The sequence below is a fragment of the Streptomyces diversicolor genome (assembly GCF_057537855.1).
In genome coordinates this window covers 46,291-70,623 of record NZ_BAAJXA010000050.1, presented here as the reverse complement: position 1 = coordinate 70,623, position 24,333 = coordinate 46,291, and the positions used below count along the sequence as shown (strand labels likewise).

The window sequence follows — 24,333 nt, the reverse complement described above, 5'->3', positions numbered from 1 at the left end:
TTAGCAGAGCGTCAAGAGAGCGGTTCAGCCGCGCGCGTCGATCGGCCCGGTCGCGGGCGAGGGCCTGTGCGATGGCGCCGAACTCGGGGCGGCGCCCGGCGCGCTGCCCTCGGACGGCCGCTGTGCCCGGCGCGGCCTTGACGGCAACGCCGTTGCCGTGGGAGCAGCCCACCACCTCACCGCCGAACACCGGCGGCAGGCCCCCGCTTTACGGTCGGCTGCCCCGGCGTCCGTGGCGGCGGTCGGTCAGCTCTTGTCCATGGTCTGCGCGGCACGTTCGGTCACCGCGGCCTGTTCGGCCTCGGCCTGCGCGCCGGACGGCAGATGGCGCAGCCGGGTCGCGGTCAGCAGGGCAGCGGCCAGGACGATCGCGGCGGCCGCAGCCGCGGCCAGGTCGAGTCCGCGCCCGAACGCCTCGCGGGCCGCGGCGATCAGCGGCTCGGCCAGGTCATCCGGCAGGCCGGCGGCCGCCTCCTTGGCGCCACCGAGGGTGCCTCGCGCGGCATCCGCGGTCGCCTGCGGCAGGCCCTCGGGCAGCCTGTCCGTGAGCTCCGACCGGTAGACGGCGGTGCCGAAGCTGCCGAGCAGCGCCACGCCCAGGGCCACGCCCAGTTCACCGCTGCTCTCCGACAGGGCGGAGGCCGCTCCGGCCCGCTCGGGCGGGGCCTTGCCGATGACCAGGTCCGTGCAGAGCGCGATCATGGGGCTCAGCCCCAGGGCCACGAGTTCGTAGCCGACGATGAGCAGTGCCAGGTCGTCCGCGCCGACTTGGGAGAGCGTGGCGAAGCCCAGCGCCGCCAGCAGCAGGCTGCCCGTGATGACCGTCGCCGGGCGCAGCCGCCGGGCCAGCAGGGGGGCGAGCAGGGAGCCGACGATGGTGCCCACCGAGGCGGGCACCATCCAGGCGCCGGCCACGAACGGCGTCAGATCGAGGACTTCCTGCAGATAGAGGGCGATGAAGAGCTGGGTGCCGCCCATGGCCAGCAGGCCCAGGAGGTAGGTTCCCAAAGACGTGTTGATGACGCGGTCGCGCAACAAGGACAGATCGAGCAGCGGATCGTCCAGCCGGCCCTGTCGGCGGACGAAGAGCACACCGAGGGCCAGTCCGCCGGCGAGGGTGAGCGCGAAGGCGACGTCCGGCCCGGAGGAGCTGACGTGCTTGACCGCGTAGACGACGCCGAGGACGGCGGCGAGGGCCAGCGCTGCACTGGGCAGGTCGAGGCGCCCGCCCTGCGGGTCACGGTACTCGGGAAGGAGCACGGGGCCGACGGCGAGCAGCAACAGCATCACCGGCACGCCCACCAGGAAGACGGACCCCCACCAGAAGTGTTCCAGGAGCGCGCCGCCGAGCAGCGGCCCGGCGGTCGTGCCGACCGAGAAGCTCGTCATGATGAAGGCCACCGCGAAGCTCCGCTCGCCCGCCCGGTGGAACATCACGCGGATCAGTGACAGGGCGGAGGGCATCAGGGTGGCACCGGCCAGGCCGAGCAGCGCGCGGGAGGCGATGAGCATCAGCGGGTTGTCGGCGTATGCGGCGATCACCGAGGCGACTCCGAAGAGCCCCGCACCGGTCAGCAGGATGCGCCTGCGCCCGATTCGGTCACCGAGCGCCCCGGCGGGAACCAGCGCTCCGGCGATCAGGAAACCGTAGATGTCCATGATCCACAGCAGTTCGGTGGAGCTGGGCTCCAACTCGCTGCTCAGATGCGGTACGGCCAGATACAGGACGGTCATGTCCATGGAGATCAGCAGCGTCGGCAGAGCCAGGACGGCGAGCCCGATCCACTCCCGTCGGCCGGCCGGGGGCGGGGTTGCGGTGGTCATTGCGCTGTTTCCTCTGTTACAGGGGTGTGCGGGTGGACGGGAGTGGGAGCCGTGCGGTAGATCCGGGATACCTCGACCAGGAACGCCGTCTCGTCGGGCAGGGTGTCAGCGCCGATCCGCGCGATGGGTACCGTGCTCTGGCGCGGACAGGCGGCGGCCAGACAGGCTGCGCGGGCTCCCTTCAGTACGACGGCGAGCACGGCGGCCGAATGGTCCTCGGCCGAGGGCGACACCGCGGCGGATCCGCGCGTGCGTCGGCCCGAGCGGTCGGCGAACGCCCGCGCGGACGCGTGCAGTTCGGGGGTGACGTACTTGTCGAGCAGCAGAATGGCGTCACGGATCTCCATGAGTTTGCGGTAAAGCAGGAGCCGGCCCGGGCCCTGCGGGCAAAGGATCTCCTGCAGGCGGCTGCGCCGCGGGGAGAGCAGCACCTGGGGGCACACCTCCACCAGATCGCGCCACAGGGGCCAGATCAGCCACCAGTCCCTGAGGTCGGTGAGCGCGCGCCGGGCGGTGTGGATGCTGGGGACGGACAGGGCAGCGGCGACCAGCAGGCCGTGCAGGGCGAGGGCGAAGGGTTGGACGGGCACCGACCAGGCGCGGCCGAGGAGTTGGGACAGCGCGCCGAGCCAGTACAGGCCGGCCATGGCGGCGCCAGAACCCAGCAGAAACAGGGCGGTCCTGAGGAAGCCGTTGGTGCACTGCCGTCCGCGGCTCAGACACACCATGACGCACAGGACGTCGGCGGTCATGTGTGTGGCGATGATGAGCAGCCAGTACGCGGTGGACGGCGTGGGTGAGGAGTCCTCCAGGATCAGTTGGCCTCCGTGCGGGCGGTGCATCATGTCCAGGACCACGACACCCGCCACCACACAGCACGCGGTGCCCCGCAACCAGCGCAGCCGGGCCCGGCGACGGGCGTCCGCGGTGAGCGAGTGGACCACTTCGAGCAGCGCGAACGACGAGACGAGTCCGCACACGTTGCGCACCAGATCCACGCTGTGCAGGCTGCCGAAGGTACGGTCGACGAAGTCGCGGACACCGTCCAGGTCGAGGGTCGTGGCGGCCGCCGCCGCGAAGCCCGCGAGCCACAGTTCGCGCTGCCGACGCGACTCCAGGATGTGCGGCAGACGCAGCAGGACGGCGGCCCACATGCACACGTTGCCCACGGCCTGAGCGCCGTTGCCCAGCGTGCCGAGGTCAGCCGCTAACGGAGGCATCGAGTCCCAGCGCCCTTTCCAGGGTCCGTGCCGTGCTTTCGGAGGGCCCGCCGGCCGGGCGCAGGGCCCTGCTGAGGATCAGGCTTGCAAGCATCTCGGCTTCCTGCTCCTGCCGCGTGCTGTGCGAGGCGCGCCGCAACAGGCGCCGGACCAGGCGTGGATCGAGGTCGGACAGGAGTGCCGTCACCGGCCCCGGGCCCTCGGTGAGCGGATGGTGGTGGTCGAGGAGGATGTGGCTGATCTCGTGCAGGATGATGTGGTCCTGGTGGGGGCGGGTGGTGCCCGGTTCGAAGAAGACGTGGTCGTCGGTGTCGGTGGCGATCCATGCGCCGCAGGCGCCGTCACTGCGGCCCTCGGGTGGCAGGGGGTGCAGATGGATGGGGCGGCCACGCCGCCGGGCGACGTTCCGGCACAGCTGGTGCGCTGAGACGGGTCGTGGCAGTGCGAGTTCCTTGAGGACGGATTCACAGGGCTGTCGCAGCGCTCGGTAGGGGAACAGCAAGGTCATGCGTCCTTTGTGTGTGGGGGATCATGTCGGCCTGGACGGGCCCGTCATCTCGTCACGACGGTCGGTCACCGCGTCAGCCGCTCCGTTGTCCTGCGCCGGTTCGTCGACGCTCGGGAGCCGGTGCAGTTTGCGCGCTTCGTCCACCATGGCCAGCAGAGCGTCCAGCGTCTCGCTGGAGAGCCCTTCGGCGCGCAGCGCGAGCGAGCGGACCTTGGCGTCCCGCAGCGCCGTGGCCAGCCGGAGCTGGGCGTTGACACGGTCGGCGACCTCTTCGTTGAAGAAGTACTCGGGAGGTACGCCGAAGTACTCCGCCAGGACGCCGAGTTGCTCGACGGTGACGTTGTGCTTCTTGCCCGTGGCCAGCTCCCACAGATACGTGCCGGAGAGCTTTCCTCCGGTCGCCTCCCGGATCTCCTTGGCCAGTCGGGCATAGCCGGGCCTGGTGCGCTCGTCGGGATAGAGCGCGGCGATGAGGTGCGTGAGACGTTCGGATATCTTGCCCGCCAGTTGGCGGTTCGATGGCCGCTGGCGCTGGCTGTCCGTCATGGCACCTCCGTGGCTGAACGCGTCACCCCGCAAACGGGAAGACGCCCCCGTCCGCTGCAGCGGATGCAGTCTAGTGCCGCGCGGCGCTCTGCGTCCGCCGCCATTGACAAGCCGTGCCAGCTTCAGCGTAGGATCCGTGTTGTGCTTGTCCGCTTTAATGTACGACGAGATCGATTGATGAGAAGGTGATCTGCTGATGGTCACCGGTGAGTTAGCCTCGTCCGTCGCTGACACGCCGCCGCTGACGATCCCCTCGGCGCTCGCACGTTCCGCTCTCAAGTGCCCCCTGTCCCCCGCACTCACCGACGGCTGCACCCGCCTGACGTACCGTCAACTCCAAGAGGAAGTCCTCGGCATCGGCCGGGTTCTGGCCCAGCGGGTGAAGACCGGTGACCGTGTGGCCCTGCAACTGCCGCGCAGCGCCGAGTACGTGGTGCTCTATCTCGCCGTCCTCTCGATCGGCGCGGCCGTCGTACCCCTCTCCCACGAGCTGAGCGAGGCGGAGACCGTCACCGAACTCGCCACCTGTGCACCGGCGTTGCTGCTGCGCGACCCGGACGTCCGCGCCGCTCGCCGCCCCTTTTCCACCGCCGGCGCCGATGGCACGGCGCCGGCTCCGGCGGTCATGGACCTAGCCGTGTGCGCTCACGCCGACGGAGACCTGGCGCGTCTGAGGTCGTCAGTGAGGCGCGCTCCCCGCGCCGGGCTGACGGGGACGCACGCCGCACCGGGCCGTCGCGCGGAGGCGGAGTCGCCCGCCGTCCTGCTCGCCACCTCGGGGTCCTTCGGCCTGCCCAAGCGCGTCGTGCTGACCCACCGCGCGCTGCTCGCCAACGCGCGGGCGCATCGTGCCTCACTCGACGCCACGGCCGACCGCGAGACGGCCCTCGCTGCCGTACCGCTGAACTTCGGCTACTGCAACACCGTTCAGTTGGTGGGTCAGTTCGACAGCGCGGGGCATGTGGTCCTGCTCGGCGGCGACTTCCTGCCCAGCCGGTTCGGCCGGCTCGTCGAGGAACACCGCGTCACCTCGACCCTGCTCGTGCCCTCCATGCTCCGGCTGCTCACCTTGGGCGACTGGCACCGGACGTACGACCTGTCCTCACTGCGGCACATCGTCTACGGCGGTGCCCCCACCCCGCCCGAGATCCTGCGCGACCTCGAACGGCGCATTCCCCAAGTGGAGTTGGTGGAGACATACGGCCAGACCGAGGCCGGACCGCGGATCACCACCATGAGGCCACGGGACCGAGCGGCCCACCCCGGATCCGTCGGACGTCCGCTCCCCGGAGTCGAAGTCACGATCCGCGACCGGGACTTCCGTCCGCTGCCCCCGGGCGCGACCGGAGAGATCGTGGTCCGGGGCCCCGGCACGATGACGGGGTACCACGCCCGGCCCGAGGAGACCGCGCGGGTGCTGCGCGGCGGCCGGCTGCTCACCGGCGACCTCGGCCGCCTCGACAAGGACGGCTTCCTGTACCTGAGCGGCAGGCTGCGCAACATCGCCATCGTCAGTGGCATGAACGTTTCCCTTGAAGAGGTGGAGGCCTGTCTGACGGCCCATCCCGCGGTGACCGAGGCCGTCTGCGGGGTACGGGCCGATGCCCGCGCGGGCGAGACGCTGGTGGCGTGGGTACGTCTCACTGTCGCTGAACAGGCCGAGGTGCTCGACGAGTTGACCGGCTTCTGCCGGGCGCGGCTCAGCGCCCACAAACTTCCGCGCCGCATCGTGGCGGTGGCGGACTTCCCCCGTACCCGCACCGGAAAGATCGACCGGTCCGCGGTGCTCGCCCGCAGCCGCGCCGCACCACCGCGGACCGACGGACCCGGCCCGGACATGCCCGAAGTCGAGGAGGTGGGCGGTTGACGACCGTGGACGAAGTGGACGCCTGGATCGTGCGGAAGCTCGCCGACATGAGCATCCCCCCGCGGGCCGCAGAGGAGATCGCGGCCCAGCAGTCCCTCACCGACGACCTCGGAGTCGACTCACTGGCCTTCATCGAGGCCCTGGTGTCCTTCGAGGAGGAGTTCGGAGTACGGCTCGACGAGGAACGGCTGCTGCTCTCCTCGTACGCCAGAGTGCAGGACCTCATCGACCATCTGCGCGCCAGTCGCGCCCGTTGACGACCGGCCGGGCGGCCCCCGGCAGAGCGGAGCACTCAGTGGAACCGGATACTTATCTCACGGCCCTGGTCGACGCGGCGCGCGGACTCGACGTGGACGACGTGACCGCGGCCGTCGACCGGATCGCGGCGGCCCGGGCCCGGGGCGCCACCGTCTTCGTGGCGGGCAACGGTGGCAGTGCGGCCACCGCATCCCACATGGCGTGCGACCTGGCGAAGACGGCCACACCGGGCCTGTCGGCGGGGTTACGGGTCGTGCCGCTGCTCGACACCTCGGTGCTGACCGCCTGGGCCAACGACGTCTCCTACGAAGCCGTCTTCGCCGCGCAGCTCGCCACGCAGGCCAGGGCCGGCGACCTGCTCGTCGCGATCAGCGCGAGCGGTAACTCACCCAACATCGTCCAGGCACTGACCACCGCGCGCGCCCACCGCGTGGAGACGATCGCGCTCGTCGGCTTCGACGGCGGTACGGCGCGTTCCCTGGCGGACGTCGTGATCACGGTGCCCGCCGACCACTACGGGGTCGTCGAGGACATGCATCTCGCCGTCAACCACATGATCACCGAAGGGCTCGGCGCCCGTCCCGGCTCCCGCACCGTCGGCGGACCGCCCGCGGTGCGTGCGAGCCTCCCGCCGGTCGTAGGGCGTCCGACGTGACGGGGGCGACGGATGTCTGGGACGAGCGGGCCGGACGGCCCGGGCTGCACGCGGTGCTCTCCCGCCGCTGGTCCCCCCAGCAGTGCGACCGGGTCGACCGCGAGCAGAAGGCGCTGATCGACCGGCTGCTGCCGGACCTGGGCGCCGACCGGGTGCTCGACCTCGGCTGCGGAGTCGGACGGCTGACTGCCTGGCTCGGCGACCGGGCCCGCTGGACGGTGGGCGTCGACCGGTCCGCGGAGATGGTGCGCCGGGCGACGCGCGCACTCGACGGGAAACCGGCCCAGGCGGTACGCGCCGGAATCGACCGGCTCCCCTTCGAAGGCGGCTCCTTCGACACCGTCCTCGCGGTCTTCACGCTCCAGCACCTCACGGACGAGGAGGTGTTCCTGGCCGCCGTACGCGAGATGACCCGGGTGGTGGTGGAGCGGGGCGGACGACTCCTCGTCGTGGACGGCCACCATCCCGCCGCCATGGCCCGTGACGTCTCCAGCACCACCACTTCGACCGTGATCCGGCCCCTGACCGCCTACCGGGGCCTGGCGGCCGTCGCCGAGCGTACGGCCGTGGAGGAGGTGACGTACGCAGGCGACCGTTACCTCGCCCAGCTCTGGCGGACCTGACGGCCCGCCGGCGGAAGGGAGCGCCGTGCACATCTGGTTCCTCACCCCGACCTTCCCGCCCGTCCACGGCGGGTCGGAGACACAGATCTACACACTGGCGGCGGGCCTGACCCGGCGCGGACACCAGGTCGACGTACTCACCGAGCGCTATCCGGGCACGGCGGAGCGGGAGGAACTGCTCGGCGTGCGCGTGCACCGCGTGCGCACCGACTCCGCGCTCTGGGACCGGCCGGACCGGGTGCCCTGGGAGGAGCGGGTCTTCGGCCTGCTCGGTGACGCCGAACGCCTCATCGGCTCCGCTCCCGTCGACATCCTGCAGACGTTCTGCCAGGTGGGTGCCGTCCTCGGTGCCATGATGCGGGCAGCCGTCGGCTGTCCTGTCGTGGTGACGATGAACGAGACGACCCCCGAGACCGACCCGTTCGGCGCCTCCCGTTCCCGGTTCGTCTTCGGGCATCTGCCGTACGACGCGGTGGTGGCCGGCAGCCGTGCCTACCGCGAGCAGGCCATCGCCCACGGCGCGCCCCCTGCCCGGGTGCACATCGCGCGGTACGGCATCGAGACCGGCCTGTACGGCGGTGCCGACGCGCGGGAGATCGCAGACGCCCGTGCCTGGCTGGGCGTGGCGCCCGGGGAGCCCCTGGTGCTGCTGGTGGGGCGGTACAAGGAACGCAAGGGCCAGCGCGAACTCGTGGGGGCCATGGCCCGGATCGTCGAACGCCACCCTCAGGCCCGGGCCGCCCTGGTGGGCTCCCTCAACTCGGCGTCGGCCGCCTACAAGGAGCAGTTGGAGCGCGACATCGACGAGCTGGGGCTGCGCGGGCATGTGCTGCTGCGCACCTCCGACCGGCCGTTCGGCTCCATGCGCGCGCTCTACGGGGCTGCGGACGTGGTCGTCCAGCCCAGCCACGCCGAAGGTCTCGGTCTCTCCGCCATCGAGGCGGTGGCCGCGGGCCGCCCACTGGTGGCGACCGAGGTATCGGGTCTTTCGGAGGTCATGGAGTGCTGCCCCGGTACGGTCCCGGTGCCGCCACGCGACCCCGAGGCGCTGGCCCGCGCGGTCTGCGGACTGCTCGACGCCCCGGAGCGGGCCGCTGCGGCCGGCCGCCGCGCCCAGGAGGCGGCACGACGGGAGTTCGGCGCCGACGGGATGGTCGACGGATACCTGGAGGTGTACCGGCGGCTGCGGTCAGCCGCCGATCGCCGGCCCGGGGATCCGGCGCAGCTCGGGAAGCGTGCCGACGACGGACACCGTCCCGGGCGAGGCCAGGACGACACAGCCGCGCCGGTATCCGGTCTCCTCATGCGCGGGGCAGCTCGGCCACAGAACGTGGCTCTCCCCCAGAGCGGACCGACCGAGATAGTCGATTGACAGTTCGGTGTCGCCGTACACATCGAATCCGTAGCCGCTGTCGTCGGGCACTTTGAAATCGTCCACGACAATGACCGAGAGGGGCCATTTCTGAAGAATGAAGGCCACCTCGTCGCGCAAGGGAAGGTCGGCATTCCAGTGCGCGTCCAAATAGCAGATGAATACTTCCGAGGACGGCACGTATGAGCCCTTGTGCAAGATCTTCAGTGCCTCGCGAGAATCTCGGTTGATTACTTTGACTTCGGGTACATGGCGAAATTCTCGGGCCACGTACCGAGCGAAGTTCGGGTTCTTTTCGGCGGTGTAGACGGGCTTTCCCGAGACATGCCACAGAAAGCGCGTCGAGGCACCCCGGTAGCTGCCCGACTCGAAAAGCGCGGCCGGTCGCACCGCGCTGACCAGGGACCGGAACATGCGCTGCCGCGCATGCTGGCCGTTGAACGGTTCGAGCCAGGGGCCGTCGAGCCGAGGTACGTTACGGCCGATCAGCTCGGCGACCGAAGGATGCAGCGGGCGGGAAAGCGAATCGTAGCCCCTGGCCAGGAACGAGGTGGCCTGCCGGGCAATATGCTGGAGCGTCATGAAAAATTGATAAGGCAGTGCGCGCGGCGCCGTCAAGTGGGTCGGATGCGAAATAACTGAGAGCAGGTGTTGCGCGTCCGGAAGGGTCTGATGCATTGTGGAACAGGTCGCCCCGCATGCGCCTCGGAAATTTTTCTCCGCAGTGCGCCCACGCAGGCCGTCGCATGATGAACCCAAAGATTTCGAGAGGGGTGGGCATGCCATTCGTTCCGGCCGTCGAGATCGAGGTGCCCGACGACGAGCGCCGCCAGGTACTCGCCGAGGTCGACCGGCTGCTGCGCGCCGGGAAGTTCTCCCAGGGCGCCAACGTCGAGGCGTTCGAGGAGGAGTTCGCGGCGTTCACCCGGGCCCCGCACGCCGTCGCCGTCGCCAACGGCACCACCGCCCTGGAGCTGATCCTTTGCACCCTGGACGTACGCGGCCGCGAGGTCGTCGTTCCGGCGGGCACCAACTTCGCGACGTACATCGCGGCCGAACGCGCGGGAGCGACCGTACGACTGGCCGACGTCGACCCGGCGACCATGGCGCCCACGGTCGAGCAGGTGCGCGCGGCCTGCACCCCGCGTACGGCGGCGGTGACGGTCGTGCACACCGGTGGCCTGATCAGCGCCGAGACCGAGGCCGTCGCCGCCTGGTGCGAGCGGCGCGGCATCGCCCTGGTCGAGGACTGCGCACACGCCCACGGCAGCGAACGCGACGGCCGGCACGCGGGCACCTTCGGGGTCGCCGGGGCCTTCTCATTCTTCGCCACCAAGGTCATGACCACCGGCGAGGGCGGCATGGTGATCACCGGCGACCCCCGACTCGCCGAGGAGATACGCCTGTTACGCAACCTCGGCAAGCCCGAGGCGTGGGTGAGCCGGCACACCCGCCCCGGCTGGAACGCCCGGCTCCCGGAATTCGCGGCCGTTCTCGGCCGTGCCCAGCTCGCCCGACTGCCCCGGGCCCTCGCCGCCCGCCGCGAAGTCGTCGCCGGCTACGCGGACGCCCTGCGCGGACTCCCCGTCGGTGACTTCCTTGTGCCCGACCACCCCTGCAGCGGCTACAAGGCGATGCTGCTGCTCCCGTCCGGCACCGACCGCGACGCCCTCAAAGCCGTCCTGCGCCGGCGCGGCGTACAGGCGGCGGGCGAGGTGTACGCCACCCCCCTGCACCATCAGCCGTGGCTCGTCGAGCGCCACCGCGACCTCAGCCTCCCCGGAACCGAGCGCGGCTGCGCCGGCCAGCTGTGCCTGCCGATCTACCCCGGTCTGGGCGAGAAGCGGCTGACGCACGTGGTGCGGGCCCTGTCGGAGTCCCTGGCGGAGGTGGGGACGACATGACGGCCGCTTGCCGACACGGGAGCGTCCCGGCTGCCGGGTTGCCGGATGTCGTCCCTTCTGAACGGGGGCTTGGCGTCGCCTCCGTGGACGGGGGGCCGGGCGTCGTCCTGACCGACGGGAGGTCGGGCCCTGGCTCGGCCGATGGTAGGCCGGGCGTCGTTCCCGCCGCCCGGATGCCGGGCCCCGCCCTCGCCCCCGCCAACGGAAGCCCAGGCACCCCCGTCGCCGCTGGGCCCGTAACTCCTCCCGGTGAGTGCGACGGTGCCGCGGTCCCCCCGCGCGCCGCGTTCCGTACGCCGTGGCTCGTCGTCCGGGAGGCGCGGGTGCCCGAGGTCGGCGGGAGCGAGCGCAGTTGGTACTACCTGGACCACCCGGGCTGTGCCCTGGTGCTGCCCGTCACCGCCGACGGAACCCTGCTGCTGATCCGGTCCTGGCGGATCGCGGTGCGCCAGTGGTGCCTGGAGGCGCCGGCCGGACGGTGCGAGCCGGACGAGAGCCCCGAGGAGACGGCCCGCCGCGAACTGGCCGAGGAGACCGGCGCCCGCGCCGGCTTCCTGCACCCCCTGGGCACCGTCTGGCCCTCCAGCGGCTCCTCCAACGAACAGGTCCACCTCTTCCTGGCCGCCGACGTCAGCCCCGGACAACCACGCCTCGACGACGGCGAAGCCATCCGCCCCTGCCCCCTCCCGGTGACCGAGGCCCTGGCCCTCGCCACCACGGGAGAGCTCCAGGACGGCCCCACCGCACTGGCCCTCCTGCGCGCCCACCACCGCGGACTCCTGTCCGCCGACAGCCCGTCGAGGGCCGGGGAGCCGCGATGACACCGCACGACGTGCGCGCCGCCGCGTCCGGCCGGCACCGCACCGGGCTCCAAGTCGCCGTCCTGGCAGGCGGAAAGGCCACCCGGCTCGGCGAACTGACCATCCGCAGGCCGAAGATCCTGATGCCCGTCGCCGGCCGCCCGTTCCTCGATCTGCTCCTCGCCCCGCTGCTGGACGCCGGGCTGCGCCGCTTCCACTTCTGCCTCGGCCACCTCGCCCAGCCGGTGCTCGACCGGCTGGACCGGTTGCCCGCGCCCATCGAGGTGACCGCCCACGTCGACACGTCCCCGCGCGGCACCGCGGGAGCACTGCGGGCCGCCGTGCCGCACCTGGACGACGTGTTCCTGCTCGTCCTGGGCGACACCCTGCTCGACATCCCCTACGCCGACGCCGCCCGCTGGCTCGGCCCCCGGGACGAGGCCGCCATGGTCCTCACCTCCGCGGCCACCGGTGTACGCCCCAACACCCGTGTCCACGACGGCAGGGTGACCCGCTACGACAAGGACGCCGCCCAAGACCCCGACACCCTCTGGACCGACACCGGCGTGTGCGTGCTGCGCCGCGACGCCCTGCGGCACCTGGAACCGCACCGGGACCCGGTGGACCTCGGGGTGCTGTTCCGCGCCCTCGTCAGGCGCCGTGCGCTCGGCGCCCACCTGGTCGCCGAGCCCTTCACCGACATCGGCACACCCGAACGCTACGCCCGCTTCCGAAGCCGACACGAACACCCCGTTCCCTGACCGGAACCGCTCCCGCCCGCCCGGAGCCCCGGCCGGGCCCCGACGTACTGTCCGCCGATCCCCGCGACCCGAGGAGTCGCCGTGCGCATACTGCTGGTCGAACCCGCCGTCTACACCCCCGACGGCCTGGACAAACAGGAGATGCGGCCCACACAGCTGATCTCCCTCACCCTGCCCTACCTGGCCGCGATGGTCCCGCCCGACTGGGACGTCGACCTGGTCTACGAGGTGTGCGAGGACCTGGAGCGGGACTACGACCTCCCCTCCTACGACATCGTCGGCATCACCACCCAGACCATTCAGCTCAAACGCACCCTGGAACTCGCCCGCACCATCCGCAGGCTCGGTCCCCGCGTCGTCGTCGGCGGCCCCGCCACCATCGAGGACAACCACAGCCTGGTGCCGGTGATCCGCCGTTTCGCCGACTCGGTCGTCGTGGGCGAGGCCGACGTCCTGTGGCAGCACCTGCTCGCCGACCTGGCCCACGGCGAACTCAAGGAGACGTACCAGAGCGACGAGATGGTGCCCATGACGGGCCATCCGCTGCCCCGGTTCGACCTGGTCGACTTCAGCAAGATCGAGCAGCCGCACGTACTGCCCTCGTTCACCGCGCGGGGCTGCCCGCGCAGGTGCACCTTCTGCAGCGAGTTCCTCTACAGCAAGTGGCGCTACCGCCCCGTCGACGACGTGCACGCGGAACTCCTCGCCTACCGCGACCGGTTCCACATCCCCCGCGTGGTCTTTCGCGACGACGACTTCCTCGTCTTCCCCAAGCGCTCCAAGGAACTCCTCGGCCGCCTCGCGGGCGAGGGCATCGAATGGGGCTGCCAGACCGACTTCAACCTCGCCCGCCATCCCGACGTCGTCCAGGCGGCGCTCGACGGGGGCATGCGCGTGGTCTCCTTCGGGGTGGAGAGCGTGCGGGAGAAGAACCGCGTCTTCACCGAGAAGACCTTCTTCACGATCCCGGAGGCCGAGGAACTGCTCCTTCGCCTGCACGAAGCGGGAGTGGAGACCCAGGTCAACGTCATCTTCGGGTTCGACTGGGACGACCCGGACGTCTTCGACGAGACCTACGAGTTCGCCATGCGCACCAAGGTCTCCCGCCTGTTCCTGAGCATCCTCTACCCCATCCCCGGCACGCCCCTGTACGAGCACCTGGGCCGGGAGGGACGGCTGCTGGAGAAGCGGCCCCAGGGCATCGACGACCCCCTGGCCGTGACCTTCACCCCCAAGCTGCTGACGGCGGATCAGCTCGTCGAGGGTTATCTCGACGTCGAGCGGCGCTTCGCCGAGGCGGACCTGACCGGCCGCACCTACTGGCTGGGCAAGGACCTGGTCGTCGTCTGAACGAAAGAGCCCGATGACAGCCGTGGAACGGAGTGCGCGGTGACCATCCCGCCGGACATCAGCGTGGTCGTGCCGACCCGCGACCAGGCGGCACGCCTGGACGCGACGCTGCACGCCTTCGCCCGCCAGGACGCCCCGCCGGGCTCCTGGGAACTCGTCGTCGTCGACGACGGGTCGACCGACACCACCGCCGACGTACTGCGGGCCGCCGGGGAACGGCTGCCGCTGCGCGCGGAGCACGCCCCCGCGCGGGGCCGCGCCGCCGCCAGGAACACCGGAACGCGGATCAGCCGGGGAGCGGTGGTCGTCTTCTGCGACGGGGACCGCGCACCGGTGCCCGGCTTCGTACGCGCCCATGCCCGCGCCCACGACGGCGGGCGAGACCGCGTCGTGGTCGGGGACGTCAAGGAGATGTACGTCAGCTCCTTCGAGGAACGCCTCTTCGAGGTCAAGGAGCAACTCGCCACCGACGGGGAGGCGCTGCGCCGACGGTCGCGTACCCCCGCGTTCGTCAAGAAGGTCTGCGCCGTCTACGACGAGACGGGGCGCACCACCTCACCGGTGCGCTGGCTCAGCTTCCTGTCCGGCAACGTCTCACTGCGCCGGGAGCTCTTCGACCGAGCGGGCGGATTCGACGAGGACTTCACCCGGTGGGGCCTGGAACATCTGGAACTCGGGCACCGCCTCGTCACGCTCGGAGCCGAGTTCCGGCACTGCGCCGCCGCCCGTAACGACCACTTCGCGCACGGCAGACCGGCCGGTTTCTACCGCGAGGCGCTGGAGCGCTCGGCCGCGCACTTCGAGCGCAAGCATCCCGGGGTTCCGGCGGAGCTGCTGCTCGGCCTGACGCTGGACGGGATGTCCGTCACGGAGTTCGAGGAGTCCCTGCGGGCATCGGCCCGGCGGACCCGACGGGGGGAGCGGTGGGCATGCGGCCGCGGCTGAGCCAGTACTTCCTGACGGCGCGCGGACCCGCCGACCCGGTCTGCGTGGTGCGCCACCAGCACGACGGCGCCGCCCCCACCGTCGTGCTGCTGACCGGACTCGCCATCGGGATGAGCGAGCCGCGCTACCTGTGGTCGATCCTCGCCCGCCGGCTGCGTCGCCGCGGCGTGAACGTCCTGCAGTACGACCACCCCGGTCACGCCGACAGCGCCGCCACCGGCCGCCCGGCGACCTGGTCCGGGGCACGGGCCGCCGCGCGAGCCGTGGTCGCCCATGCCCGGCAGACCGGTGCCGGCCCGGTGTCCGTGATCGGCTACGGCCTCGGCAACGTGCTCGCCGCCGAGTTGCTGACGGCCGGTGAGAGCGCCGCCGGCGTGCTCGTCTGCCCCGATCTGGCGCTGTGGCGGTCCGGCCCACGGGCCCCGCGGGAACTCGCCGCTCTCCGCACGCGCGGCCGGGCGGCCCCCGACGAACTCCAGGACAGCACGGTCGCGGCGGCCCTGCTCGACGCGGCCGTCGGCGAGCCCTATCAGCCGCCGCAGCCCGCGGGGCCGGTCGACGCCGGGCTGCTCGCGGACGCGTCCGCAGCCGCCGGCCCGGCGTTCGCCGCGCTGCGCGGCACCCGCACGCTGGTCGTCGCGGCCGCGGAGGAGGACGGGTCCTGGGCCCGCGACACCGGACTGCCCCTGCGCGAGATCAGCCACCGGCCGACCAAGTGGGCTCCGAGCTGGCACTGGGAACACGAGCCGCGCGAGACCGTCATGACAGCAGCGGAGCACTTCCTGACGGGCAGGGCCCCTACGCCGACGGGTGGTGCGGACGGTGTCCGGGACGCGCCCGCGGATCCCCCGCCCGTCGGCGCGGGCCGTACCCCGGGTGTACACACGGACCACCCTGTTCCGGCCGCCGAGGACCACCCCCCGCCCTTCGGTACCTCGGCCCCGGGCCCGTACACCGGCCGGACGGCGGACTCGGTTCCCGGCCCCGGGACATCCGTCATCAGCTCCGCGCACCTCACCTCCGAAGGCGACGAACTGCTCGGCATCCTGCACGCGCCCGACGCCGGTCCCGGCCCCTGGCCCGTGTGCCTTGTCTACGAACCGGGCAACCCCGGGCAGCGCGTGGACATCCACGAGTGCGGCACTCTCCTGGCCCACGCCGGGGCCAGGCACGGCGTGCCCGTCTTCCGGTACGACAGTCGGGGCACAGGAGTGAGCGACGGCTGCTTCACGCACACCACCTGGAGCCGCCGCCTGACGGACCTGGGCGCGGCCGTCGACCGGCTGCGCGCACAGGGAGTGGCCGAACGTTTCGTCGTGGTGGGCAACAGCGCGGGCGCCCGGCTCGCCGCGATGGCCGCCCACCACCTGCCGGCCGTCACCGGAGCCGTCCTGTGGGGACCGATCCTCAGCGAGGAAGGTGACGGGCCCGCGCCCCGCCTGCAGCGCGTCGACGGCACCCTCGCCGCCGCCTGGTGCGGCCTGTGGCTCGGCGTCGCCTACACCCGCGACGACCGCGGCCGTGACTACCCCGGACTGCTGCGGGAGAGCGGAGTACCGGTGTTCGTCGTCTACGGGTCCGAGGAACTGGAGCACCCCGACACCACCACCCGCCTCCTCCTCGACGAGACCGACCGGCGCCCCGACTGGACGCTGCACATCGTCGACGGCAGCCACGGCTTCTCGGCGAACGGCCTGGCCGCCGCCGTACGGGCCACGATCACGTGGACGACCGCCGCCCTCGGCCCCACCGACGGCCGGCAACCCTGCATCACCCCACTCATGCCAGCACCCCTCATGGCCTCACCCGTGTCGGAGGATCCCGCCCATGACCGATGAACGCCCCGGCCGGCCCGCCCGGCAGAGCAGCGGACGCGACCCCGCAGACCGGCGCGGCGGCGAGCCGGACCGCCCCGCGGGGCGGCGCGAACGGCGCTCCAGGACCGAGCCGACGCCGGCCCAGGAGACTCCCCGTGCCCAGCGCGTCACCGACCGCACGCGCCCTGCGCAGTGGCGGCGGCCACCCCTGCGTATCGAGCAGAGCGAGTGCATCAGCTGCGACGCCTGTGTAGAGGCATGCCCGTCCCAGTTCGGCGCAGTCTTCAACCTCGGCCACGGCATGGCCATCCTGCCCGAACTCTGCTCCGGCTGCGGCAAGTGCCTGCCCCCGGTCTGCCCCGTCGACTGCATCTACCCGGACGAGACATGGCAGCCCGCTCGCGAGGAGTGGTGGGAGGAGCCGTTCGGCCCGGAGGACCCCTACGTCCTCCCGGACGGCACCCGCCGTCCCCCCGTGCAGCCGACCCGTATCCGCCGCTGGTGAGCGCGGCCGGACAGCAAGGAGCCGAACATGGGCGACGCAGCCGCCGTGGTGAAGGCGTACGACATACGAGGCATCGTGGACGACGAACTCGACGAGGACCTAGTCGAGACGTTCGGGGCGCGCTTCGCGCGCCTGGTGCCGGAGGGCGAAGTGATCGTCGGGCACGACATGCGCCGTTCTTCGCCACGGCTCACCCGGGCCTTCGTCCGGGGCGTGCTCGGCCAGGGCAGCGACGTCGTACGCATCGGCCTGGCCAGCACCGACATGCTCTCCTACGCCTCGGCGGCCCTGGGCCGTCCCGGCGCAATGATCACCGCGAGTCACAACCCGCCCCACTACAACGGCATCAAGCTGTGCCGCGCGCACGCCGAACCCGTCGGATGGAACACCGGACTGCGCACCTTGCCGGACGTGGCGCGCGCCCCAGCGCCCGCGCGCACGGCGGGTACTGGAACCGTCCGGGACCATTCGGTGCTCGCCGGCCATCGGGACCACCTGCTCGCCCTCGCTGCACCGGCCACGGCGCCCGCGCGGCGGATCACCGCCGTGGTCGAGGCGGGCGGCGGCATGGCCGGACTCACCGTACCCGCCGTCCTCGGCGCGCTGCCCGTCGACGTCGTCCCGATGAACTTCGCCGTGGACGGCGCCTTCCCGCAGCCTGACGCCGACCCCATGAAACCCGGCTGCACCGCGGCCCTGCGCACCCGCGTCCGCGCGAACCGTGCCGACGTGGGCTTCGCCTTCGACGGCGACGCGGACCGCTGCGTGGTGGTCCACGAGCGTGGCGAGACGGTCCCCCCGAGCGCCATCGGCGTGCTCCTCGCCGAGCGTGCCCTCTCCGCCGAGCCCGGCGCCACGGTCGTGCACAGCGCTGTCACCTCCCAGTCCCTGCCCGACGCGGTGACCGCGCTCGGCGGCCGTTCGGCGCGCTCCCGGGCCGGCCACTCCTGCATGGAGCGGGAGATGGCGCGCAGCCGAGCCGTGCTCGGTGTCGAACACTCTGGGCACTACTACTTCCGGGACTTCTGGAACGCGGACTCCGGTCTCCTCGCGGCACTGCACGTCCTGGCCGCCATGGCGGAGAGCACCGGCACGGTGTCCCACCTCGTACGCCCCCGCACGGGCCGCACCACCCTGCCGGAGACCGCGATGCGGGTCACCGACCCCGACGAGCGGCTGCGCGCGGTCGCCCTAGCCGTCGAAGGCCGCCCGGACACCACCTGCGACTGGCTCGACGGGCTCACGGCCCGCCGCGGCGACGGCGCCTGGTTCAACCTCAGGCCCTCCCACACCGAGAGCCGTGGCCTGCTGCGGCTCAACGTGGAGGCTCCCGACGCGGAAACCGCCCAGTACCTGCGCGCCGATGTCCTCGGCCTCGTCCAGTCCGCATCCCCCGCCCCGTCCGACCCGCCACACGCCCCCGCGGCTCCGGCGCACTGAAGGAGAGGGACCCACCATGACCACCCACGACCCCGCCCCGCAGGCGGAGACGCCGCAGGACGACGAGCAGACGGCCCGTCTGTGGCAACTGGCCTTCGGCTCCATGCCCGCCCAGATCATCCACGCCGCAGTCCGTCTCGGCCTGCCCGACGCCCTGGCCGACGGCCCCCGCACCTGCGCCGAACTCGCGCGCAGCAGCGGCGCCGACGAGATGTCGCTGCGTCGCCTGCTGCGCGGCATGGACGGCGCCGGCATCGTCGCCCCGGCGGGCCCCGACCGCTACGCCCTCACGCCGATGGGCCGTCCGCTCCGCTCGGACGTACCGGATTCGCTGTGCGCCATGGTGCTGCTCTTCGCCGGTGAGGCCATGTGGCGAAGCTGGGGCGACCTCGCCGAGACCGTCCGCACGGGCCGCAACGGCTTCGAACGCATCCACGGGGTGCCCTACTTCACGTACTACGCCCAACGTCCCGAGGACTACGCGGTGTTCAACTCGGCGATGGGTGAGGACACCAAGGCCGTGGGCCCCGCCCTCGCCCAGGGCTACGACTTCTCCTGGTGCAAGACCGTCGTGGACGTCGGCGGAGGCAACGGAGCCCTGCTCAGCTGCGTGCTCGCCGCCCACCCCGGCCTCCAGGGCATCGTGTTCGACCGGCCGGAAGGAATGGCACAGGCGGGACGGCTGCTCGCCGAGGCCGGTGTCGCCGACCGCTGCACGGCCGTCGCCGGGGACGCCTTCGAAGAGGTGGTGCGCGGCGGCGATCTGTACCTGATGAAGAGCGTCCTGCACGACTGGGACGACGAACGGGTCGGCACACTCCTGCGCAACTGCCGTGATGTCATCCCCGACGACGGCCGGATCCTCGTGATGGAGCCGCTGATGCCGATGGGGACCGACGACCTCGGGCCCGCCCACGGCATCGTCACCACTGACATGGATCTGCTGGTGACCACGCGCGGACGCGTACGCACCGAGGCCGAGTTCGCTCAGCTGTTCACGTCTGCCGGGTTCCGGCACACGATGACGCGGAAGCTGGCCGACCACGGCTACCTCGAAGCCCACTACCACAGCGTCGTCGAGGGCGTACCCGCCTGACCACACCCAGCCCCGTACATCCGAGAAAGGACCCGGATCCGCATGACCGAAACCGGAAACCGTGCCCCCTACGGCGGCCCCTCGCCCGCCGACTACGCGCTCACCGTGCAGCGCGCCGCCGCCGCGGCGATCGCCACCACCAACGGAGCCTCCCCTCAGGACGCGCGGGCGGCGGGGGCGACCACCGCGCGGCTGTGGCGGCCGATCGTCGGCGGCGCCTTCGCCGAACCCGGCGCCGCGGCACCGCGCTGGCGGCTTCCCGCCCACCTCGACTCCGACGTCGGCGCCCTCCAGATCGACGGTGACGACACCATCATCCGGCCCGAGATCGCCGAGACCCGCCGCTGGGAGGCCGACGAGGACGCCGCGATCCGCAAGACCGTCACCGCCGGCACCACTGTCCTCGACATCGGCGCGCACATCGGCTACTTCAGCCTCCTGATGTCCCAGCTCGTGCAGTCCCACGGCCGGGTCATCTCCATCGAGGCCGACGCCTGGAACCACCAGCTGCTCGTGCAGAACCTGCTGCGCAACGGCGCCTCCAACGTCACCCCGGTGTTCGCCGCGGCCGGCGACCGGCCCGGCATCGCCCACCTGCGCCGGGACAAGGAGGGCAACACCGGCGACCACCGGGTCCTCGACCAGCCGAGCGAACTCGGCCACCCCGTACCGGTGATTGCCCTGGACGACATCCTCGACGACGTGCCCGGGATCGACTTCGTCAAGGTGGACCTCCAGGGCGGCGACCACCTCGCGATCCTCGGAATGCGGCGCACGCTGCACCGCTGCCGCCCCCGGATGCTGGTCGAGTTCTGGCCGCCGGGCATCCGCGAGCGCGGCGCGGACCCCGTGGAGGTGCTGCGGGTCTACTCCTCGCTCGGCTTCACCCGCGACATCGTCGACGACCTGGACATCGACCCGGGCCTGCCGGACGAGGAGTTCGTCAAGGCCGCGCAGAGCACGGAACGAGAGTTCGTGAACCTGTTCCTGACCCCTGGGCCCCGGTGACCGCCACGCGCCGCAAGTGACCACCGCGGCCCGTGGCGGTCACGTCCGGTGCCCTTCGGCCCCGGCCCGGGACCGAAGGTGGAGAGGAGCCACCATGAGCACCGCACAGCCCCGCGCCTCCGCCACACCTCCCGGCCCCGCCCGGCCTCGCCCCCCGAGGAGCGCAACAGCGCACCCCCCGGCGCTGCTCCTGGACTCCGGGGGCGTCCTGATCCTGCTCGACGGCGAGGTCATCGCCCACTACGGCAAGCGGTTCGGGCTGCGCATCGATCCCGGCACCGCACGCCGCGCCGTCGCTCTCGCGGCCCGCGACCGCGACCTGGAGAGCGAGCCGGACACCGGCCCGCTCTCGTTCGCCCTCCGGTGGTCCACCCACGCCGGATGCCCACCCGACGCCGCCGAATCGCTGTGGCGGGCAGTCCGGCACGAGGTGGACGACACGGTGCTGTGGAGCGTCGTCAACCCCGAGGCCGTGCCGTTCCTGGACGCCCTGCCCCGGCGCGTCCAGCGCTACGTCGTCAGCAACGCCGACGGCCACGCCCACGCCGAACTGGCGCGGGCCGGACTGCTCGACCGCCTCGACGGCGTCCTCGACTCGTACGCCGTCGGCATCGCCAAACCCGACCCCAGGATCTTCCGGATGGCGGCCGTCGCCCTGGGCCGGCCCCTGGACCAGTGCCGCTATGTCGGCGACACCCTCGACGGAGCCCCACCGCACCTGCCCCCCACGATCCTCTACGACCCGCTGGGCATCTACCCGGACGACACCGTGCGCTACACCCGCATCCGCAGCCTGTCCCAACTCCTCGACGCCGTCCGCTGAGACACCAAGAACCGGCGCCACCCCCGCCCGGTCCACCACCGCACCCTCACCCGACCAGTCACGGAAGGCCAGGACATGGACGTACCAGACGTACCAGACGTACCAGAGGACATCCCCGGCGACGTACCGCACGCCGTGGTCACCGGAGCCGCCGGATTCATCGGATCGCACCTCGTGACGAAGCTGCTGACCGGACCCTGCCACGTGACCGCCGTGGACGTCGTCCCGTGGTCGGCGGCGCACCGGCTGCGCGGCGCCGGCCCCGACCCGCGTCTGCGCTACCACGAGGCCGACCTGCGGGACACCCGGACGCTGCGCGGGCTCACGGGCGGCGCCCGCTGGGTCTTCCACCTGGGTGCCAACACCGAGAACCGCTCCTGGGCCCAGTCCGGCCGCGCCGATCTGGACACCACCGTGGCCGGCACGGTGGCCCTCCTCGAAGCGCTCGCCGAACACCCGCCGCGGTGCGTGGTGATGGCCTCCAGCCAACTCGTCTACGGCGACCAGGACGGCCCCGGCACACCACCGGACGGGACTGCGTCGCCGGCGCGCCCGCCGCGCCCGACGACCCGGTTCGGCGCGGGCAAGGCCGCGGCCGAGGCGTTCCTGTGCGCCGCCGCCCACGAGACGGGATTCCGCGCGGTGGCCGCGCGGCTCTCCAACATCGTGGGCGCGGGCATGCGGCGCGGCATCGTGCACGACTTCGTCGGCCGGCTGCGACAGGACTCCGGCCGGCTCACCGTCCTCGGCGACGGCAGCCAGACCCGCAGCTACCTCCACGTCTCCGACTGCGTGACGGCCCTGACGACACTCGCCGAGGCGCCGGGCGAGGCGCGCTACGCCGTCCCGCAGGCGTTCGAGGCGTACGACGTGTGCAACACCGACACCACCCCGGCCGCCGACGTCGCCCGCATCGCCGTCGCCGAATTCCCGGGCGCCGACAGCGAGATCGCCTACGGCACCGGGGAGCGCGGCTGGCGGGGCGACATTCCCACCGTACGGGTCAGCCCCGGGCGGCTGCTCGGCCTCGGCTGGCGGCCCCGGCTGACCTCGGCCGCCGCCGTCCGCACCGCGGTCCGGGAACTCATCGCCGAGAGCACCCCCGCGCCCACCGCCGACCCGGAATCCGGCCGGCCCGGGACGTCCGCCCTGCTGAGGCCGGGCCATGGCTGACCTCCGACCACGGCGCCCGGCACGCGCGGCGCCGCTCCAGGCGGTGCTCCTCGACCGCGACGGCGTCCTCAACGTCAACCGCCCCGACCACGTGACCCGCGCCGACCAGTGGCGGTGGCTGCCCGACGCGCTCGACGCCTGCGCGCGTCTCACGGAACTCGGCCTGCGCCTGGCCGTGGTGACGAACCAGTCGGCCATCGGCAGCGGCCTGCTCACCGAGCACGAACTCGGCCGCATCCACGACCGCATGGCCGAGGACTTGGCGGCCGTCGGCGTGCCCCGCCCGGTGATCCGCCACTGCCCGCACCGGCCCGACGTCCGCTGCCCCTGCCGCAAACCCCGCCCGGGGCTCCTCACGGGCGCCCTGGCCCACCTGGGAGTTGCCCCGTCCCGGGCGCTGCTCGTGGGCGACCACGACACCGACCTGATGGCCGCCGGTGCGGCGGGCTGCTGCTCGGTCCACGTCCGCAGCGGACGCGGCGGACCACCCGCCCGGCACCCCGGCTGCCTGGGCAGCGTCCCCACGCTCGCCGAGGCGGCCGAACTGATCGCGACACTCGCCACGGTCGACTGGCGGCCGCCGCTGGCCCGTCCCGGGGACGAGCATCCGCCTGCCGCCCGGCCGAAGGAAGGAGCCAGACCGTGAAACGCGCACTGATCACCGGCATCACGGGCCAGGACGGCTCCTACCTCGCCGAACACCTCCTGGAACTCGGGTACGAGGTGTGGGGCCTGGTCCGCGGCCAGGCCAACCCGCACCGCCGTCGCATCCAGCGGATCGCCGCCGCACTGCGGTTCATGGAGGGCGATCTGCTCGACCAGAGCAGCCTGGTCGCCGCCGTCGACCAGGTACAGCCCGACGAGGTCTACAACCTCGCGGCCATCTCCTACGTCCCGCTGTCCTGGCAGCAGGCAGAACTCACCGGCGAGGTCACCGGCATGGGCGTGCTGCGCATCCTGGAGGCCATCCGCATCGTCAGCGGCATCGGCAAGTCCGGCGCCGCCCCGGTCGGCACCATACGCTTCTACCAGGCGTCGTCCTCCGAGATGTTCGGCAAGGTCACCGCGGTACCCCAGAACGAGGACACCCCTCCACGGCCCCGCAGCCCCTACGGCGTCGCCAAGACGTACGGACACCTCATCACCCGCAACTACCGTGAGTCCTTCGACATGTTCACCACCGCCGGGATCCTCTTCAACCACGAGTCCCCGCGGCGCGGACGGGAGTTCGTCACCCGCAAGATTTCCCGGGCGGCCGCCAGGATCAGCCTCGGCCTGCAGGACGAACTGCGCCTCGGCAACCTCGACGCCGTACGCGACTGGGGCTTCGCCGGGGACTACGTACGCGCCATGCGGCTGATGCTCGCCCAGCCGGAACCCGGCGAGTACGTCGTGGGCACCGGGCACATGCACTCCGTGCGCGACGCGGTGCGCATCGCCTTCCAGACGGTGGACCTGGACTGGCGGGAGTACGTCGTCAGCGACCCCCGCCTGGTCCGCCCCGCCGAGGTGGACCTGCTGTGCGCCGACCCGAAGAAGGCCCGCACCCAGCTCGGCTGGGAGCCCCGGGTCGGCTTCGAGCAGCTGATCCGGATGATGGTCGAGGCCGACCTGGAACGGGCGCGCAGCGAGCTGCGCCACTCCTCGGCACCGAGGGACGTCCATGACTGGTGAACCCGGGCCGCTGCCGCCGGGCGCGCCGGGGAGGAGCCGGCCACCGTCCCTGACGGTGCTGTGCTTCCCCGCCTCGCTCGTGGCCCTGGCCCGCCACCGCTGGTCGCGCCCGCGGCCCCGCACGGCACGCCCCGCGAGCACAGCCGCGGCCCCGGACTCGGCGC

Annotated in this window: 24 protein-coding genes; 19 read left to right on the top strand and 5 right to left on the bottom strand. The window is 72.2% G+C overall.

The annotated features are described in order from the left end of the window. The 5 genes from AC27LF_RS38935 to AC27LF_RS38915 form a co-directional block, all read right to left on the bottom strand. On the bottom strand, positions 1 to 190 hold a 190-nt coding region (locus AC27LF_RS38935; RefSeq protein WP_479663859.1), incomplete at its 3' end, for a hypothetical protein. A 56-nt stretch (positions 191 to 246) separates the two neighbouring features. After that, the gene (locus tag AC27LF_RS38930; RefSeq protein WP_479663860.1) at positions 247 to 1,824 is read right to left on the bottom strand and encodes an MFS transporter; all 1,578 of its coding nucleotides are present in this window, start codon (positions 1,822 to 1,824) and stop codon (positions 247 to 249) included. Further along, positions 1,821 to 3,044, bottom strand: a complete 1,224-nt coding sequence (locus AC27LF_RS38925) for an MAB_1171c family putative transporter (protein WP_479663861.1) — start codon at positions 3,042 to 3,044, stop codon at positions 1,821 to 1,823. The genes AC27LF_RS38930 and AC27LF_RS38925 overlap by 4 nt, the downstream gene beginning before the upstream one ends. Next, positions 3,025 to 3,552 (bottom strand): hypothetical protein, encoded by a 528-nt coding sequence (locus AC27LF_RS38920; protein WP_479663862.1) that lies wholly within the window; start codon positions 3,550 to 3,552, stop codon positions 3,025 to 3,027. The genes AC27LF_RS38925 and AC27LF_RS38920 overlap by 20 nt, the downstream gene beginning before the upstream one ends. Positions 3,553 to 3,573: 21 nt before the next feature. After that, on the bottom strand, positions 3,574 to 4,098 hold the full coding sequence (locus AC27LF_RS38915; RefSeq protein ID WP_479663863.1) for a hypothetical protein: 525 nt from the start codon (positions 4,096 to 4,098) through the stop codon (positions 3,574 to 3,576). Between the two features lie 196 nt (positions 4,099 to 4,294). On the opposite strand from AC27LF_RS38915, the gene AC27LF_RS38910 reads away from it, so the two are divergent. From AC27LF_RS38910 to AC27LF_RS38820, 19 genes are all read left to right on the top strand, one after another. Beyond that, positions 4,295 to 5,965, top strand: a complete 1,671-nt coding sequence (locus AC27LF_RS38910; protein WP_479663864.1) for a class I adenylate-forming enzyme family protein — start codon at positions 4,295 to 4,297, stop codon at positions 5,963 to 5,965. Between the two features lie 5 nt (positions 5,966 to 5,970). Further along, complete coding sequence (locus AC27LF_RS38905; RefSeq protein WP_479663919.1) at positions 5,971 to 6,222, top strand: acyl carrier protein; 252 nt, start codon at positions 5,971 to 5,973, stop codon at positions 6,220 to 6,222. A gap of 38 nt (positions 6,223 to 6,260) precedes the next feature. Then, on the top strand, positions 6,261 to 6,878 hold the full coding sequence (locus AC27LF_RS38900) for a D-sedoheptulose-7-phosphate isomerase (protein ID WP_479663865.1): 618 nt from the start codon (positions 6,261 to 6,263) through the stop codon (positions 6,876 to 6,878). Continuing rightward, positions 6,875 to 7,501 carry a class I SAM-dependent methyltransferase gene (locus tag AC27LF_RS38895; RefSeq protein WP_479663866.1) on the top strand — a complete coding sequence of 209 codons (627 nt, stop codon included), beginning with the start codon at positions 6,875 to 6,877 and terminating at the stop codon, positions 7,499 to 7,501. Before AC27LF_RS38900 ends, AC27LF_RS38895 begins: the two co-directional genes overlap by 4 nt. Before the next feature lie 25 nt (positions 7,502 to 7,526). Continuing rightward, positions 7,527 to 8,873: a glycosyltransferase family 4 protein gene (locus tag AC27LF_RS38890; protein WP_479663867.1), complete on the top strand. Its 1,347-nt coding sequence runs from the start codon at positions 7,527 to 7,529 to the stop codon at positions 8,871 to 8,873. A 779-nt stretch (positions 8,874 to 9,652) separates the two neighbouring features. Continuing rightward, complete coding sequence (locus AC27LF_RS38885) at positions 9,653 to 10,777, top strand: DegT/DnrJ/EryC1/StrS family aminotransferase (RefSeq protein ID WP_479663868.1); 1,125 nt, start codon at positions 9,653 to 9,655, stop codon at positions 10,775 to 10,777. Between the two features lie 323 nt (positions 10,778 to 11,100). After that, positions 11,101 to 11,598 carry an NUDIX hydrolase gene (locus AC27LF_RS38880; protein ID WP_479663869.1) on the top strand — a complete coding sequence of 166 codons (498 nt, stop codon included), beginning with the start codon at positions 11,101 to 11,103 and terminating at the stop codon, positions 11,596 to 11,598. Then, positions 11,595 to 12,338 carry a sugar phosphate nucleotidyltransferase gene (locus AC27LF_RS38875; RefSeq protein ID WP_479663870.1) on the top strand — a complete coding sequence of 248 codons (744 nt, stop codon included), beginning with the start codon at positions 11,595 to 11,597 and terminating at the stop codon, positions 12,336 to 12,338. Before AC27LF_RS38880 ends, AC27LF_RS38875 begins: the two co-directional genes overlap by 4 nt. Positions 12,339 to 12,419: 81 nt before the next feature. Next, positions 12,420 to 13,688 carry a B12-binding domain-containing radical SAM protein gene (locus AC27LF_RS38870; protein WP_479663871.1) on the top strand — a complete coding sequence of 423 codons (1,269 nt, stop codon included), beginning with the start codon at positions 12,420 to 12,422 and terminating at the stop codon, positions 13,686 to 13,688. Positions 13,689 to 13,727: 39 nt separating this feature from the next. Then, complete coding sequence (locus AC27LF_RS38865) at positions 13,728 to 14,633, top strand: glycosyltransferase (RefSeq protein WP_479663872.1); 906 nt, start codon at positions 13,728 to 13,730, stop codon at positions 14,631 to 14,633. Beyond that, on the top strand, positions 14,618 to 16,471 hold the full coding sequence (locus AC27LF_RS38860) for an alpha/beta fold hydrolase (protein WP_479663873.1): 1,854 nt from the start codon (positions 14,618 to 14,620) through the stop codon (positions 16,469 to 16,471). Before AC27LF_RS38865 ends, AC27LF_RS38860 begins: the two co-directional genes overlap by 16 nt. Continuing rightward, entirely contained in the window at positions 16,461 to 16,955 is a 495-nt protein-coding gene (locus AC27LF_RS38855; protein ID WP_479663874.1) for a ferredoxin family protein, read from the top strand. The genes AC27LF_RS38860 and AC27LF_RS38855 overlap by 11 nt, the downstream gene beginning before the upstream one ends. Positions 16,956 to 16,982: 27 nt before the next feature. Then, positions 16,983 to 18,395: a phosphohexomutase domain-containing protein gene (locus AC27LF_RS38850; protein WP_479663875.1), complete on the top strand. Its 1,413-nt coding sequence runs from the start codon at positions 16,983 to 16,985 to the stop codon at positions 18,393 to 18,395. 16 nt (positions 18,396 to 18,411) lie between these two features. Next, entirely contained in the window at positions 18,412 to 19,491 is a 1,080-nt protein-coding gene (locus tag AC27LF_RS38845) for a methyltransferase (RefSeq protein ID WP_479663876.1), read from the top strand. 42 nt (positions 19,492 to 19,533) lie between these two features. Further along, a complete protein-coding gene (locus AC27LF_RS38840) occupies positions 19,534 to 20,499 on the top strand; it encodes an FkbM family methyltransferase (RefSeq protein WP_479663877.1) in 966 nt (321 codons plus the stop codon). Between the two features lie 94 nt (positions 20,500 to 20,593). Then, complete coding sequence (locus AC27LF_RS38835) at positions 20,594 to 21,322, top strand: HAD family hydrolase (protein ID WP_479663878.1); 729 nt, start codon at positions 20,594 to 20,596, stop codon at positions 21,320 to 21,322. Positions 21,323 to 21,397: 75 nt separating this feature from the next. Next, on the top strand, positions 21,398 to 22,495 hold the full coding sequence (locus AC27LF_RS38830; protein WP_479663879.1) for an NAD-dependent epimerase/dehydratase family protein: 1,098 nt from the start codon (positions 21,398 to 21,400) through the stop codon (positions 22,493 to 22,495). Beyond that, positions 22,488 to 23,141: a D-glycero-alpha-D-manno-heptose-1,7-bisphosphate 7-phosphatase gene (locus tag AC27LF_RS38825; protein ID WP_479663880.1), complete on the top strand. Its 654-nt coding sequence runs from the start codon at positions 22,488 to 22,490 to the stop codon at positions 23,139 to 23,141. The genes AC27LF_RS38830 and AC27LF_RS38825 overlap by 8 nt, the downstream gene beginning before the upstream one ends. Next, positions 23,138 to 24,169, top strand: a complete 1,032-nt coding sequence (locus AC27LF_RS38820; RefSeq protein ID WP_479663881.1) for a GDP-mannose 4,6-dehydratase — start codon at positions 23,138 to 23,140, stop codon at positions 24,167 to 24,169. Before AC27LF_RS38825 ends, AC27LF_RS38820 begins: the two co-directional genes overlap by 4 nt. The last annotated feature ends 164 nt before the right edge of the window (positions 24,170 to 24,333 follow it).

What these genes read in the sequence shown, in the direction of transcription:
- AC27LF_RS38930 (WP_479663860.1), bottom strand. Translation starts at nt 1,824, where the DNA reads ATGACCACCGCAACCCCGCCCCCGGCCGGCCGACGGGAGTGGATCGGG.
- AC27LF_RS38925 (WP_479663861.1), bottom strand. Translation starts at nt 3,044, where the DNA reads ATGCCTCCGTTAGCGGCTGACCTCGGCACGCTGGGCAACGGCGCTCAG.
- AC27LF_RS38920 (WP_479663862.1), bottom strand. Translation starts at nt 3,552, where the DNA reads ATGACCTTGCTGTTCCCCTACCGAGCGCTGCGACAGCCCTGTGAATCC.
- AC27LF_RS38915 (WP_479663863.1), bottom strand. Translation starts at nt 4,098, where the DNA reads ATGACGGACAGCCAGCGCCAGCGGCCATCGAACCGCCAACTGGCGGGC.
- AC27LF_RS38910 (WP_479663864.1), top strand. Translation starts at nt 4,295, where the DNA reads ATGGTCACCGGTGAGTTAGCCTCGTCCGTCGCTGACACGCCGCCGCTG.
- AC27LF_RS38885 (WP_479663868.1), top strand. Translation starts at nt 9,653, where the DNA reads ATGCCATTCGTTCCGGCCGTCGAGATCGAGGTGCCCGACGACGAGCGC.
- AC27LF_RS38875 (WP_479663870.1), top strand. Translation starts at nt 11,595, where the DNA reads ATGACACCGCACGACGTGCGCGCCGCCGCGTCCGGCCGGCACCGCACC.
- AC27LF_RS38860 (WP_479663873.1), top strand. Translation starts at nt 14,618, where the DNA reads ATGCGGCCGCGGCTGAGCCAGTACTTCCTGACGGCGCGCGGACCCGCC.
- AC27LF_RS38855 (WP_479663874.1), top strand. Translation starts at nt 16,461, where the DNA reads ATGACCGATGAACGCCCCGGCCGGCCCGCCCGGCAGAGCAGCGGACGC.
- AC27LF_RS38850 (WP_479663875.1), top strand. Translation starts at nt 16,983, where the DNA reads ATGGGCGACGCAGCCGCCGTGGTGAAGGCGTACGACATACGAGGCATC.
- AC27LF_RS38845 (WP_479663876.1), top strand. Translation starts at nt 18,412, where the DNA reads ATGACCACCCACGACCCCGCCCCGCAGGCGGAGACGCCGCAGGACGAC.
- AC27LF_RS38840 (WP_479663877.1), top strand. Translation starts at nt 19,534, where the DNA reads ATGACCGAAACCGGAAACCGTGCCCCCTACGGCGGCCCCTCGCCCGCC.
- AC27LF_RS38835 (WP_479663878.1), top strand. Translation starts at nt 20,594, where the DNA reads ATGAGCACCGCACAGCCCCGCGCCTCCGCCACACCTCCCGGCCCCGCC.
- AC27LF_RS38830 (WP_479663879.1), top strand. Translation starts at nt 21,398, where the DNA reads ATGGACGTACCAGACGTACCAGACGTACCAGAGGACATCCCCGGCGAC.
- AC27LF_RS38825 (WP_479663880.1), top strand. Translation starts at nt 22,488, where the DNA reads ATGGCTGACCTCCGACCACGGCGCCCGGCACGCGCGGCGCCGCTCCAG.